The organism is Arcticibacter svalbardensis MN12-7, assembly GCF_000403135.1.
In the GTDB taxonomy this organism is placed as follows: domain Bacteria; phylum Bacteroidota; class Bacteroidia; order Sphingobacteriales; family Sphingobacteriaceae; genus Arcticibacter; species Arcticibacter svalbardensis.
In genome coordinates, this window is sequence record NZ_AQPN01000110.1 from 1 (window position 1) to 12,887 (window position 12,887).

9 protein-coding genes and 1 pseudogene are annotated in these 12,887 nt (G+C 35.1%); 4 read left to right on the forward strand and 6 right to left on the reverse strand.

Annotated elements, in window-relative coordinates; genetic code table 11:
- Window positions 1-87: 87 nt before the first annotated feature.
- Complete coding sequence (locus ADIARSV_RS22925; RefSeq protein WP_016196454.1) at window positions 88-219, reverse strand: hypothetical protein; 132 nt, start codon at window positions 217-219, stop codon at window positions 88-90.
- Window positions 220-322: 103 nt separating this feature from the next.
- Between ADIARSV_RS22925 and ADIARSV_RS21590 the strand changes: the two genes are divergently transcribed.
- Window positions 323-553: a transposase gene (locus ADIARSV_RS21590; protein WP_016196455.1), complete on the forward strand. Its 231-nt coding sequence runs from the start codon at window positions 323-325 to the stop codon at window positions 551-553.
- Between the two features lie 590 nt (window positions 554-1,143).
- On the opposite strand, the gene ADIARSV_RS15090 is transcribed toward ADIARSV_RS21590, so the two are convergent.
- The 4 genes and pseudogenes from ADIARSV_RS15090 to ADIARSV_RS15100 all read right to left on the reverse strand — a co-directional run bounded on the left by ADIARSV_RS15090 (window position 1,144) and on the right by ADIARSV_RS15100 (window position 3,695).
- Window positions 1,144-1,950: a haloacid dehalogenase type II gene (locus ADIARSV_RS15090; protein ID WP_016196456.1), complete on the reverse strand. Its 807-nt coding sequence runs from the start codon at window positions 1,948-1,950 to the stop codon at window positions 1,144-1,146.
- A 316-nt stretch (window positions 1,951-2,266) separates the two neighbouring features.
- A pseudogene (locus tag ADIARSV_RS23235) lies at window positions 2,267-2,389 on the reverse strand (hypothetical protein); the annotation flags it as partial.
- Window positions 2,390-2,489: 100 nt separating this feature from the next.
- Window positions 2,490-3,047, reverse strand: coding sequence for a carboxymuconolactone decarboxylase family protein (locus tag ADIARSV_RS15095; protein WP_040300273.1), 558 nt, complete (start codon window positions 3,045-3,047; stop codon window positions 2,490-2,492).
- Between the two features lie 84 nt (window positions 3,048-3,131).
- A complete protein-coding gene (locus tag ADIARSV_RS15100) occupies window positions 3,132-3,695 on the reverse strand; it encodes a TetR/AcrR family transcriptional regulator (protein ID WP_016196460.1) in 564 nt (187 codons plus the stop codon).
- Window positions 3,696-3,940: 245 nt separating this feature from the next.
- Between ADIARSV_RS15100 and ADIARSV_RS23330 the strand changes: the two genes are divergently transcribed.
- Entirely contained in the window at window positions 3,941-4,117 is a 177-nt protein-coding gene (locus ADIARSV_RS23330) for a hypothetical protein (protein WP_160166674.1), read from the forward strand.
- Window positions 4,118-4,812: 695 nt separating this feature from the next.
- Here the strand turns inward: ADIARSV_RS23330 and ADIARSV_RS22205 are convergent.
- A complete protein-coding gene (locus ADIARSV_RS22205) occupies window positions 4,813-7,125 on the reverse strand; it encodes an Lcl domain-containing protein (protein WP_200864762.1) in 2,313 nt (770 codons plus the stop codon).
- Window positions 7,126-7,860: 735 nt separating this feature from the next.
- On the opposite strand from ADIARSV_RS22205, the gene ADIARSV_RS15115 reads away from it, so the two are divergent.
- Together ADIARSV_RS15115 and ADIARSV_RS15125 are read left to right on the forward strand one after the other, a co-directional pair.
- A complete protein-coding gene (locus ADIARSV_RS15115; protein ID WP_160166675.1) occupies window positions 7,861-8,307 on the forward strand; it encodes a site-specific integrase in 447 nt (148 codons plus the stop codon).
- A gap of 428 nt (window positions 8,308-8,735) precedes the next feature.
- Window positions 8,736-12,809 carry a hybrid sensor histidine kinase/response regulator transcription factor gene (locus ADIARSV_RS15125; RefSeq protein ID WP_016196467.1) on the forward strand — a complete coding sequence of 1,358 codons (4,074 nt, stop codon included), beginning with the start codon at window positions 8,736-8,738 and terminating at the stop codon, window positions 12,807-12,809.
- The last annotated feature ends 78 nt before the right edge of the window (window positions 12,810-12,887 follow it).

Genomic DNA, 12,887 nt, shown 5'->3' on the forward strand with positions numbered 1-12,887 from the left:
TTTAAGAATGAAAATTATAACTGCTGTTTTTTATTAAAAATCCGTATCATTATCCATAAGTTTCTAATGAATCATATTTAATTATTGTTAATTTCTGTAGTCGGTCATGATGATATCACCTAGGTTCTCTGATACGATAAAGAGCCTGTCCTGGTCATAAACGATTTCTGCAGGGACACCCTTAACGGCCTCAAAAGCTTTTTTATGTGCCTGGATCACTGTTTCTGTGGTAAAAGGAACATCGCGCTTTGGCTATTATCCGGCAGAGATCCTTGCCGACCAGATTTATTGTAACCGAACAAACCGAAGTCTGCTCAAGTAAATGGGCATTAAGCTCCTGGCCAAACCACTAGGCAGACCATCGGCGGTGAAAAAAGAACACGTAAGGCCAGGGGAAAGGAATCCAATAGAAGGGAAATTCGGACAGGCAAAAACCGCTTACGGTTTCGACAATATCAAGGCCCGCCTGAAAGGACCAGCGAATACTGGATTGCCTGCATCTTTATGGTGCTTAACCTGGTCAAGTTGGCCGGGGAAGTATCCTTTTGGCTAAAAATCAAAACAATGAGCATACGTTTTTCAGCAATGATCAAGATCTGAACAAAAGGATTAATAAAAATAATGGCCAGTGTATCAAGCATACACCAGCCATTATTTTTGAATGTTAAAATTATATCGTTGAATTGGTCTTTTGAGTTTTTCAGCAGACCCTCCTAATTAATAAATTCAGCAAATCAAGCTATAAAAGAAGTCAGTATTCTTGATTTCAAGGAAATTTATGCCTTCATTGATTGTCGATTGTTAGAGTGTTCAGCTGTTTTAAATGGTGATAACGACGTTTGGATTGATGAAGAAGGCTTAAATACTTTAGAATGCCCTGGTTGCATTTACTTTCATAGGTGCAGGTCAAGTTTTTGCAGGAAATGGGTTTGTTTTAGGTGCTTTAGGAGATGTAACTATTCCAATTTGTATATTAAGAATGCTTGTTGTTTTAAACCAGTCAGCGAATTACCTGAGCCTGAAATACCATTTATTCCTTAAACCTTTAAAGACACAATTATGAAATCTGTTATAGGCGAGTCAAAAAGGTACAAGAAGCCTTTACCCGCTTCCCTAACCCTTCATTCTTGCGCCAAACTGGGCCTAGCTTTTTAGAGCAATTAATTTTTCAGAAATTGAGAGCAAATCCTTTTCATTGATCTCAGGTACCGGTGCTAAGGGGTATAATTGTTGACCTGGACGGGCTATAAAAGCTGCCCTCCATCCAGCCCAAATTGCTCCGGCAACATCCCATCCATGAGCAGCAATCATCATACACTCATTCGGTTGCACCCCCATTTTACGAGCTGCCCAATCATAAACATCGCTAGCTGGTTTATACTTTCCAATATCCTCAATACTTAAACGTTCATCAAAAAGATCAGTTAATCCTGCATTCTTAAATTGCGTTTCTACCCCACGATTTGACGAATTGGTTAATGAAACCATTTTGTAATCCGCATTTTTTAAATTCTTCAAGGCCTCTTTTACTTCTGGATGAGGAGGTAAGGAACTCAGTGGAATTAAGGCTTCTTTGGCTTTTTCTGCTGATAATTCTATCCCATGATTAGCTGCAACCATGCGTAGGGTAGCCGCACCAATTGCTCCAAAATCTGCATACTGACGGCTAGTGGTAGAAACTAGAGAATATTGTAACATGGTGGTAAACCATAAAGACAATAAATCATCTCTTCCTAAGGCTTTAGCCACACTTTTTTTCATGTTCCCTAAATCCAATAAAGTTTCGTTTACATCGAAGAATAATACTTTAGGTGCTTTCATCATTTTTATGTTTTTAAATTTAATTTCAGGAGCTAAAAAATCTGCGCCAAATGAAACATTAGAAATCGTTAGACCTCCAACGCCAGCCATTATTGCTTTTTTAACAAAACTTCTTCTACTATTTTTCATTGACCATTTTTTATGAATAGATTGATATTTAATATAGCTAAGCCTTTCAATTATAAGGCCATCATTGGAGGCTTAGATTCAAAAGGTAAAATCTCTGCGGGACAGGGGGGGGATGAAGGTTTACATATACAGCCATTGCAACAATAGGGATCACCAAAATATGAAAATAATAGGGGACTTTAACCTATTCCAAAATAATACCAGGATTTCAAAGGATCGAACCAACCACAACCAAGCCAGCCTGTTCCGGAAAGATAGATAGTTGTGGAAAAGGTAGTTCTGATAATGCAGAGTAGGTTTGTGCATCTATTTGATATTAAGTAGAAATCTCTTTTGCAATGTCACTTAGTTTCCCTTTATCCCGATCAACTAAAATAGGTTCAATACCTTGTTTAGCCAGCCCCAGCGCAAATGCCTTTCTAATCCCTGCTGAACCTCCTGTAACTAGTGCTCTCGTTCCGTATTCCTTTTATTTAAAATTTGCATATATTTTTTATAAATAGAGAAGCCCCAAACTTCATTCTGGCTTCTCTTATCGATTAAACTATTTTTGGTTTCCAAGCGAATTTTTCAAATCGCTCATCCACAGGGGTGTTAGCAATATGGTTGGTATAATTGCTAATTATTTTTTGAGATAATCCTAAAATGATTTCTAATACTTGTCTTTGACCATATCCAACGGCATAAAAAGCATCCAAATCTTCTTGTGATACATGACCACGATTGCGAACAATTTTCAAAACAATCTCATGTAAGGCTTGCAGTTTTGCTGTTGGCATAGCCGTTTCATTACGTAAAGCTTCCGTAATTTTCGGGTTTACTTTCATCATGTTGGCAATACCGGTGTGTGCTGGTACACAATAATGGCATTCGTGTTCTACATTAATGGTTTGCCATACCACAGTTAATTCTTCATTATCAAAAGAAGAATTAGCAAACAGCTCATGTAAGGTTTGGTATGCTGCTAATAAACCTGGAGCACCAGCTAAGACACCATGCAAACCAGGAATCATTCCGTTAGCTTTTAAAGATTTTTCTAAAAATGGTTTGCTCTCTTCAGGAGCGGTTTCCATATCGTAAATTTTTAAACTTGTCATAATTTTAATTTTTTATTTGTTATTAATGCTATTAACTAAAAACTAAGCAATCGCTTAGTTTTTAGTTAAAAAAAGTTAATCCAATTATAGATTTGAAAAAGCGGTCTCAATAAAATCTGCCAATTGTTTATCATTTAATATTTTCGATGCAGGAGATAGACCCAGTAATGAAACGGCTAAATAATTTGCATTGCTTTCTACCATTTTTTCACTTTTGCTTTTGTCATGTTTCAAGTTAGTTATCATCAGACTTCTAATTTCGTTAAAAAACACTTGAAGTTCATGCATTATAGCAGGATCTCCATGCTCTCCTAACTCAATAAATGTATTGGTTACCAAGCATCCTTTTTTAAAATTATCTATCCTAGAAAATGCTATGAAATCGTAAAAATATTGTTTTAGGCCTATAATACCGTTATTAGATTTTTCTAACTTATCTGTGATACTGCAAATTTTTTTTCTATAAGATTTAATACTCTCAAGAAAAACACCTTGCTTGTTTCCAAAACTTGAATAAATAGAAAATTGGTTAATCCCCATTTCTTTTTCGAGCATTCGCACGGAAGTAGCTTCATAACCGTTGCGCCAGAATAAAGCCATTGCTTTTTCTATTACTTCATCTTCTATATACTCTTTTTTTCTTGCCATGTTTTAGAACTCGACAAAACTAAGCAATCGCTTTGATATCTACAAATGTAGAATTTTACGATAAGAGAATAAGTATTTAAAGTAAGCTAACACTACAGCACAGGTATGATTTTATAGCAAATAGACATTTATAGTGTCAATAAAGGCTATTGAGGGTTCTCAGGATAGTTTTTCCTGTTTCTCATCCATTGTTTCTTCCTGAAGTTTTTTCCAGTTTAGAGGTAAAAGTTCTTGAATCTTTTCTGATGGATGTGTATTTATTCTTTCAGAACATCTGCCATCCAGGTCATTGGGTTAATACCATGCAGTTTACATGTTCTTACAAAGAGTACAGCATGTCACTTCTTTGTGCCCCCATCAGCGGAAATCATGATACCGCCCAAAATGCAGCCATGGTATATTCGCTGTTTGCTACCATGTAAAAAACATGGCGTGGATCAACAGAACTGGATATCAGATGTGCTTTACAAAATCAATGATCCTGAATATGACTAAAAAAATAGCGACCTTATGCCACACCGCTGGAAAAATACACCGATTTAATCAGCAGAGATTGAGGAGGGAGTTGCTTGTATACCGGTAGAATCTGTGTTTGTAGTTTGGTAAATTATTATGGATTAAGCAAAATAGGTGTAGTTGGCAAAGCCAGTGCTCACAAGGTCATGCTTATGGCAGCAATTGCTTTTAATCTCAAGAATTACTTAAAAACAGGAGGAAAAAAGTCTTCTTGTGCTCTTTTTAAAGCCATTTAGACTCGCATTGAACGGGCTTAAGTTAATCTAGTTGCCTTTCCATGGTTCCTATCAGTATGCTTAAAAACAAAGCAAAAGAAAGCTGTGAAGTCAATATCTGAGGAAAATAATCACTTCTGCAACAGCCACGAGTCAATAATGAGATTTGATTCTTGAAATATCCATCGCATTTTTTATGAAGGTCAAGTCATTATAGTAAAAGCTCAAAGTTACAAGGAGCTCCGTAGGGAGACAAAGTCTAACTTAACACGAACTTACATCATTTATCAAAAAACCGTCAAATTGTAATTTAGCAGGGTAGTTAATGTGCACCAACTTTAGATTTGACGCTCAACCCTTATTGTTTTTATTGTTGTAACCAGTTTTTATGGGTTTCTTCTTGTCAATTCATCTTCTGTAATATAACCGTCTTTGTTTTTATCTCGTTTATCAAAATTTTCTTTCAACTTACCTTTTGCTTCCGATTTTGAGATTTTCTTATCCTTATTGGTATCCATATTCTCTACCATTTTTTCGAAAGAAGGGACAGTATTTTTCTCATTCTGATTATTAGATTTTCGTTGATTTTGTTTTATCTGGTTGGTCTTCGGACCTGATTGTTGAGCAGTCTTTGTATTTTCTATGTTGTTGATATCTCTAACGCATCTCACATAATTATAAACATACCTAACATCACCTTGTGGCCCAAAATAATCAGGATAATTGTTCTTGTTTCCGCTTTTTGGGTCGCTTCTTTGAGCTCCAGCACCATGAACATCCATCAATTTACCATTCATTTTTCCTTGTGCTTCACCAAAAGCAATATAAACAGCACTAGCATACGGGTTTTGTCCATCTAAATGGGTTGTACTAGTCCAGTAGAATGGATATTGTCCAAGATTTCCCTCTGGATCTTTGATTTCGGTAGATTCAAAAATAGGATCTATTGCAGGTGAATTGGTAGTTTGTGGCGAGCGAACATAGTCAACAATGCTTTGTAATTCTTTGGCATTGGGCAAACGCCAATCGGAATAGTTAGCAAGTTTAAGATTTTCAGCATAGTTCAAGGCCTCTTCCCAATTTCTACCAATACCATCATCAGCTTTTTGCCACATGAGACCTGTGGCGTAATCACTCACTGTACCGTCTTTTTCATCTATAAAATTATTTTTTCCATAATCTGAATTTCCACGTACCAAACGGAAATACATTTCGTTGTCAGCACCCGTTTTTGGATTGTATTTTGGATATCCTTTTATCCGACCATCTACAAAATTAACTCCAAAAATAGTTTCATCACCTCGCATTGTTTTTCCTACATATTCTGTTGAAGACCAAGTTTGTGCATCAATATCTCGTTCTCCTTTTTTGCTATTTCCAAGAGGCTGATTAAAATAGTTTGTATCAATAAACATCTTTATAGCGGTAGCTCCTTTAACTTTTCCTGTGAACTGTATAAGAGAATAAAGCTCTTTAATGGTGGGTACTCTCCAATCGTTATAACCTCCTAATTTAGCTTTTTTTGCTTTCAGGATAGCTTCTTCTAGAGTCATTTTTGTTCCCATAGCTTGTTCCCAAATTAAGCCCGTAACATTATCTGTTATCATAGCATCTCTATTATTGGTGTATGAGGGTTGATTACCATTATAGTTAGCATCTTGTCCGTAAAAAGGGTCTTTTACGGATGGATTAGAAATTTCTTTTGTGTCAGAGTAAAAATCTTTAACACCTGTGTCAACAATAGGGTAGCTATACTTTAAATTCTTGTTTGTAGTCCTATCTAGTTTGAGAGGTAAAGACATTAAGTCTTTTCCATATATAATTGTGCCTGAATAATTTTTCCGTATTTCAGCTGAAGTAGCTTCTTCATCAATATTTGTAAAGTTGAAATGTGTTAACACCAAATTTTTAACATTGGCTTCTTTAGCCATTTGCGAGCTTTCAGCTAAATTAACGTGTGCTCGTTGTTTGTTTGTGATGTTTTTGTTTGCATTGGGATTCCTTTTTGAACCTAATTCAATAGCACCGCCAGAGTCCATTATTAAATAATCGGCATTGTTAGCCAAAATAGGTAATGTTTCAGAGTAAGTTAAGTCACCAGAAATGACAATGGATTCATTTCCTGCATCAAAACGATAGGCGAAAGTTTCAATAGTATGGTTTACAGGTGTATACGTAATTTTTATATCTCCAATATAGAACGGGGTGTTTCCTGTCAAGTCTTTGGCGGTGAAGTTGGATTTCACATCGCTTAAACCTCTCCCTGATTTTGAGAGTCGGTAAGAAATATCTTCTTTATAAATAGTAAAGATATTATCTACCATTGTTGTAGTAGGTTTTGGTCCAGCAACAATTATGCTGTTTCCCCCAAGAAGCGATTGAATAAATATAGGGGTGAATTCTTCATTGTGGTCTAAATGATGATGCGTAAAAAGCAAGCCATCTATGTCTTTAATTTTGGTGTTGTTTTTGTTCAAACTGGCTTGTGTACCATTTCCCATATCTACCAAAATTTGAGTGTTTTTGTAAGATATTAATACAGAAGGTCCCGAACGTTCTGGGTTATACTTAGGTGAGCCAGAGCCAATTATTGTTGCAGTTAAATGGCTATTATTTTCTTGAGCAAAAAGTTGTGAGCCTAAGCAAATTATTATTAAAGCTGAGTATTTTATCATTTTAATATTTTGTTCGTTTGACATCTGTTTCACCAAATGGTTTAACTTGAATAGGGAAGTAAGTAAATTATCAGGTTTTGTTAAATTGGTTATAACGTTTGGCAGGTTTAAAGAATTGCAGCTTTACTTGCATAAACTCTGTCTGCCCGAACCAAATTTAATATGAGTGATGAAGGCGCATAAGGCACTTCCCCCGCAATATTTTGAACCTGTTGTTACCAGCTGACTTTTATTAATTTCTAATTTTTCCCATATAAAAAGTAGTCCGTTCTTTATAAACATAGTATCCCCCAAAAAAAATTTCGTTTTGCTCCTTATGGTTTACTTCCATTTGGAGTTATTTGAATGCACTGAGTGCTTATTTATACGACGGCAACTTTCAAATTGATAATTATCTGAACTTTTTGAATATGCAAACCAGTGTTCATTAGCGTCTTGATAGTGAGCTGTTTATAAATTAATTTGCCTTGTTTGTTTGCATAATATTTGAACTAATGTGAAGGTTTTCGGCGTTAGACACCCATCACTAAAAATAAAATAAGTATGCAACAACAATTAAAGTATGATGAAGCGATAGCTGGAGCGTTAGATTTCATCAAAGACAAACTTAAGTTCAAGTATTCTTCTCAATGCCACTACAAGATCGGCTGGTCGAAAATCAAAGAGTTTATGAAAGCTCAGGATATTGTATTCGTTAGTACGGAAGCATGTGAGTGATTTGTAGTACACCTTGGTATTCTTGAAAAAACAAGAGTGCTGTTGCCAAGAGAAAAAAGGGCAATAAGTGCGGCGCTTACACTGTCCGAGTTTTTTGAAACGGGATATATTCAGAAGAGAACGAAGGTCAGATATCTGGAAGGCGAGATAGGTGGGCTTGTTCAGCAATACATCCAGTTCAAACACCCGGAGCGCTTGGATAGTGTAACAATACACCAGATCGAAAGAAACCTAAGCAGGCTCAACCTTTGGTTAGCCAGTACAGATATTCATGACATTGACCATCTAAAGCAGTACGATGTTGTCAGGTTCATACAAGGCCTTGATTCCAGAAAAAAAGGTTGTATCCATCTAATGTTAATGCACCTGAAGGGTTTTTTCAGATATTTGTACAACACAAAATTGATCCCAACCAACATTACAGCTGCTATTCCAACAGACAATTATAGGAATCAGGCCAAACTGCCATCCTATTTATTCAGAAAGTGAGATCGGTCAAGTCTTGAACTGTCTCGACAGGGGCGCTATGTTGCCAATCGTTTACGTGGCGTAACATCTCTGATTGTAATCCCTGGTTCATGCTCCTGATTGTTTAATTTCAGAAGCGAATCTAGAAAATTAGATAATCTGACCGGGAATGGTTTTTACCGAACGCTTACAGCACAAAATGCTGCAATGGTATATTCGCTGTTTGCTACCTGTAAAAAACATGGTGTAGATCCACAGGACTGGATATCAATGATTCTGAATATGACGGGAAATATAGCGACCTTATGCCTCATCGCTGGAAGAATACCCAAATCTAATCAGCTAGGATTGCGGAGGTCGTAGCCCGTATGCATACTTTTATACAATTTAATACATTCGATTATCAAAAAGGTAATATATTTATCCAACCTAATAAACCAATAAAAAGAATGTTATTTTTTAAACCACGCTTCAAAATCAATATAAACAAATCAATAGCAAAGCGTACATCTGTCTTTTTATTATTTACTCTATACTTATGGGCAAAATCTATCGCTCAAAATAGTCCAATTTCATTTGATAAGCTTACCATGGAATCGGGCTTATCACAAAGTGGTGTAATAGCTATTACACAAGATAGTATGGGTTTTATGTGGTTCGGTACTAAGAATGGACTTAACAGATATGATTCTAGGCAATTTGAAATCTTTAAATGCGATAGTGAAGACACTACATCTATCAGTAGTAATCAAAATGTAAATAGCTTATTAACATGTAGTAACGGGGACTTATGGGTGGGTATGCAAAATGGTTTAAATAAATATCTACCCGAAACTAAATCTTTTAAAAGATATTTTAATAGACCAAATGATAAATCGAGTTTGAGCAATAATACCATTAGGTGTTTGTACGAAGACAAAGTTGGTAACCTTTGGATAGGTACAGAGAATGGCTTAAACAGATTGAATATTAACGGTAAGTTCGATCGTTTTTTTTGCAAGGGCTCGTATGGTGAAGGATTGGTTAGTTCTTTTATTAAAGCAGTTTTCCAAGACAGTAACGGTGTTATATGGGTAGGTACGCAATTAGGCTTGGTAGCCCTAACCGAAAAAAACAATAATTATTGCTTCAAAACTTATTTTCACAACAATTTAGATAAAACCAGTCTTTCAGATAATGATATACATACAATTACTGAAGATAAAGAACGTAATTTATGGGTTGGTACACACTTTGGAGGAGCTAACCAATTAAAATTGGGTACAAATGGATTTAAACACTTTACATCACAGAACAGTGGGCTTGTTAGTAATATCATCCGAAAAATAATATTAGATAAACAGGGCAAACTATGGTTTGGAACTTTAAATGGTATTAGTATTTACGACCCCATTAAAAAGGTGTTTCAAAATCAAATCCATAATCCCGAAGATCCCAAAAGTTTAAACCAAAACTCTATTTATGATATTTATCAGGACAAGGCCGGTTCGGTATGGGTGGGTACTTATTATGGTGGCGTAAATGTTTATCACCCAAACGCAATTAGATTTAGTGCTTATAAGCATTATTCCTACAAAAGTTCTTTAAGTAGTAATATTATTAGCGTATTAACTGAAGGCAATTTAGGCGATCTTTGGATTGGTACCGAGGCCGAAGGATTAAATTATTTTAACCGGAAAACGGGATTGTTTACCAATTTTAGAGCAGAAGGTGGTAAAAACTCTGTGAGTTCTAACCTGATAAAAGCCATTAGCATTGACCCAAAAGGAAATCTATGGATTGCTGCTTATGATGGAGGGGTTGATTATTTTTTTACAAAAAAGAATGTTTTTAAACATTACAATATATCGGATAAGAAAACATTAAGCGTAAAACGCATCACCTACCTAATAACAGATTCGCAAAGAAGAGTTTGGGTAGGTTCAAAAGGTAGTGGTCTATTTCTCTACGATAATACCACAGATTCTTTTAACTCCTTACAAACACGAAATGCTAAATTTTATTTGTCTGCAAATAATATTACTTTTTTGTATCAGGATAAAGAAAATACGCTTTGGGTGTCTACAGAAGAAGGATTGTATTATATAAAAGCAAATGCAAAAAACTTTGTTAAACTGCTGTTTAACAATAATTCTTATTTTAGTCAAATTAGTTTTATTACGCAAAGTTTTGATGGTAAAATGCTATTTGGAAGCTATAATGACGGGCTTGCTTTTTATAACCCTTTATCTACGAGAATAAAATTTTTTACCACAAAAGATGGACTTCCATCAAATACCATTGCAGGTATTGTTGAAGATAACCAACACCGGATCTGGGTTAGTACAGACAAAGGGTTGACGATGATAAACCATGGTTTTATAAACGTTTTTAATCGTAACGATGGCTTGCCTGGTAACGTTTTTAATTTCCATTCTGTTTTAAAGGATAGTGATGGTTCTTTATTTTTTGGTGGATACAATGGTTTAGTGAGTTTTTATCCTGCTGATATTTCGAAAAATGAGATAGCACCTAAAATTGTTTTTACACATTTAAGACTTTTTAATAAAGAAGTTCTGGTAAATAAAGACAACTCTATTTTAAAAAAATCATTAAATAAAATAGAGACGCTCGTCCTTAACTATCAGCAAAATGTTTTTAGTATAGATTTTGCAGCTTTAAGTTTTGTTAAACCTAAAAAAAATAAATACACTTACAAGCTTGAAGGGTTTGAGCGGGAATGGAATCAGGTAGATGAGCCCACCGCAACATTTACTAATTTGCCCGATGGTAAATATACCTTGTTGGTGAAAGGTAGCAATAACGATGGTATCTTTAATGCTATACCAGCGAGATTAGAAATAATTATAAAACCACCATTTTGGCGTACCTGGTGGGCATATTTGTTTTATATTTTTGCATTTGTAGTCTTACTTTATTTAGTGATGAAGTTTTTGTTGATTAGGGCTTTGTTGAAACGGGAACATGAGGTGCACCAAATGAAATTAGATTTCTTTACCAACGTATCGCATGAAATACGTACGCCACTTACCTTAATTTTGGGGCCTCTGGAGAAAATGATTCAGGATACACACAACAGTTTTGCGCTTAATAAACAGTTGTTGGTTGTTAATAAAAATGCAAAACGTTTAATGCGACTGGTAAATGAACTCATGGATTTCCGAAAAATTGAGAGCGGGAAAATGAAGCTTAACTTATCGGCAGGCAACATTGTAACTTTTGTGAACGAAATTTATCTCTCATTCTGTCAATTAGCACAACAGAAACAAATTGATTATACTTTCAAAACAGATCAAGAACTTATAGAGCTATATTTTGATAAAGATCAATTAGAAAAAGTGCTTTTTAACCTGCTATCAAATGCATTTAAGTTTACAGCGCAACAAAACGCAAAAGTAACAGTAGAAATCCGTCATCAAGATCAACATGTATTTATCAAGATAAAAGATAATGGTGAAGGTGTAGCTCCAGAAAATAGCGAAAAGCTTTTTACAGATTTTTATCAAGTGCCAAACCACCAACAACGTAACATAGGCACAGGTATAGGTCTCGCATTGTCAAAAAGTATAGCGAAGCTACATCATGGCGATTTGGTGTTGGAACAAGGAGGAGGAAGTACCAGTTTCTGTTTATCATTGATGATTGGAACATCACAATATAAGCCCGAAGAGATAAATATTGCACTTCCTTTTGATGAAGGTAGTTTATTTAAAATAAATAGAGATTCGGAAGAGTTTTCCGCTGACGAGCTCGTTAAAAAGAGATCTATAGTTGGAAATTTACCATTGCTTTTGGTAGTTGATGACAATAAGGATGTTAATGATTTTATTGTTAATTCGTTAAGCCAATTTTACCAAATTATCCAAGCCTGGAACGGAAAAGAAGCATTGTCATTTGCTTTTGAAAAGTTACCAGATCTAATAATCAGCGATGTAATGATGCCCGAAATGGATGGATTTGAATTTTGTGCAAAAATAAAGACAGACATTAAAACCCGTCATATTCCAGTTATTTTGCTAACAGCTAGGTCTAGTGAATTGCATGAACTAGAAGGCTTAAAAACTGGTGCAGATGTTTACTTAACCAAACCGTTTGGTATTGCGAAGCTTCGGCTTATTGTAGCTAATCTTATTGCTTTACATCAGAACATGCGAGAGAAATTTTCTCAACAATTTTCATTAGAGCCTACAATGGTTCAAATAGAATCTTCTGACGAAGAATTTTTAAATAAAGTGATGAGTCTGATGGAAGAGAATATCAGTAATTCTGATTTCAACGTAAATCTTTTTGCATCCGAAATAGGAATGAGTACTTCAGTTTTTTATAAAAAGATTGATGCACTTACAGGGTTAACTATTAATAATTTTATGAAATCTATCAGGCTAAAAAGAGCGCTTCAGTTATTACAACAAAAAGCCGGCAACGTGTCTCAAATTGCTTACATGGTTGGTTTTAATGATGCCCAGTATTTTAGCAAAGAATTTAAAAAACAATACGGAAAACCTCCTTCCGAGTATATTTAGAGCCTAAATAAGAAGCCTTTGTATTATCTTTAATTTTATAAGAGTGCTACTTATAAGAATGCGTACTGCACCTATTGT

Excerpts from the sequence above, each read along its gene's own strand:
- ADIARSV_RS21590 (WP_016196455.1), top strand. The coding sequence starts at position 323 with ATGGGCATTAAGCTCCTGGCCAAACCACTAGGCAGACCATCGGCGGTG.
- ADIARSV_RS15090 (WP_016196456.1), bottom strand. The coding sequence starts at position 1,950 with ATGAAAAATAGTAGAAGAAGTTTTGTTAAAAAAGCAATAATGGCTGGC.
- ADIARSV_RS15095 (WP_040300273.1), bottom strand. The coding sequence starts at position 3,047 with ATGACAAGTTTAAAAATTTACGATATGGAAACCGCTCCTGAAGAGAGC.
- ADIARSV_RS15100 (WP_016196460.1), bottom strand. The coding sequence starts at position 3,695 with ATGGCAAGAAAAAAAGAGTATATAGAAGATGAAGTAATAGAAAAAGCA.
- ADIARSV_RS23330 (WP_160166674.1), top strand. The coding sequence starts at position 3,941 with ATGGATGTGTATTTATTCTTTCAGAACATCTGCCATCCAGGTCATTGG.
- ADIARSV_RS22205 (WP_200864762.1), bottom strand. The coding sequence starts at position 7,125 with ATGTCAAACGAACAAAATATTAAAATGATAAAATACTCAGCTTTAATA.
- ADIARSV_RS15125 (WP_016196467.1), top strand. The coding sequence starts at position 8,736 with ATGTTATTTTTTAAACCACGCTTCAAAATCAATATAAACAAATCAATA.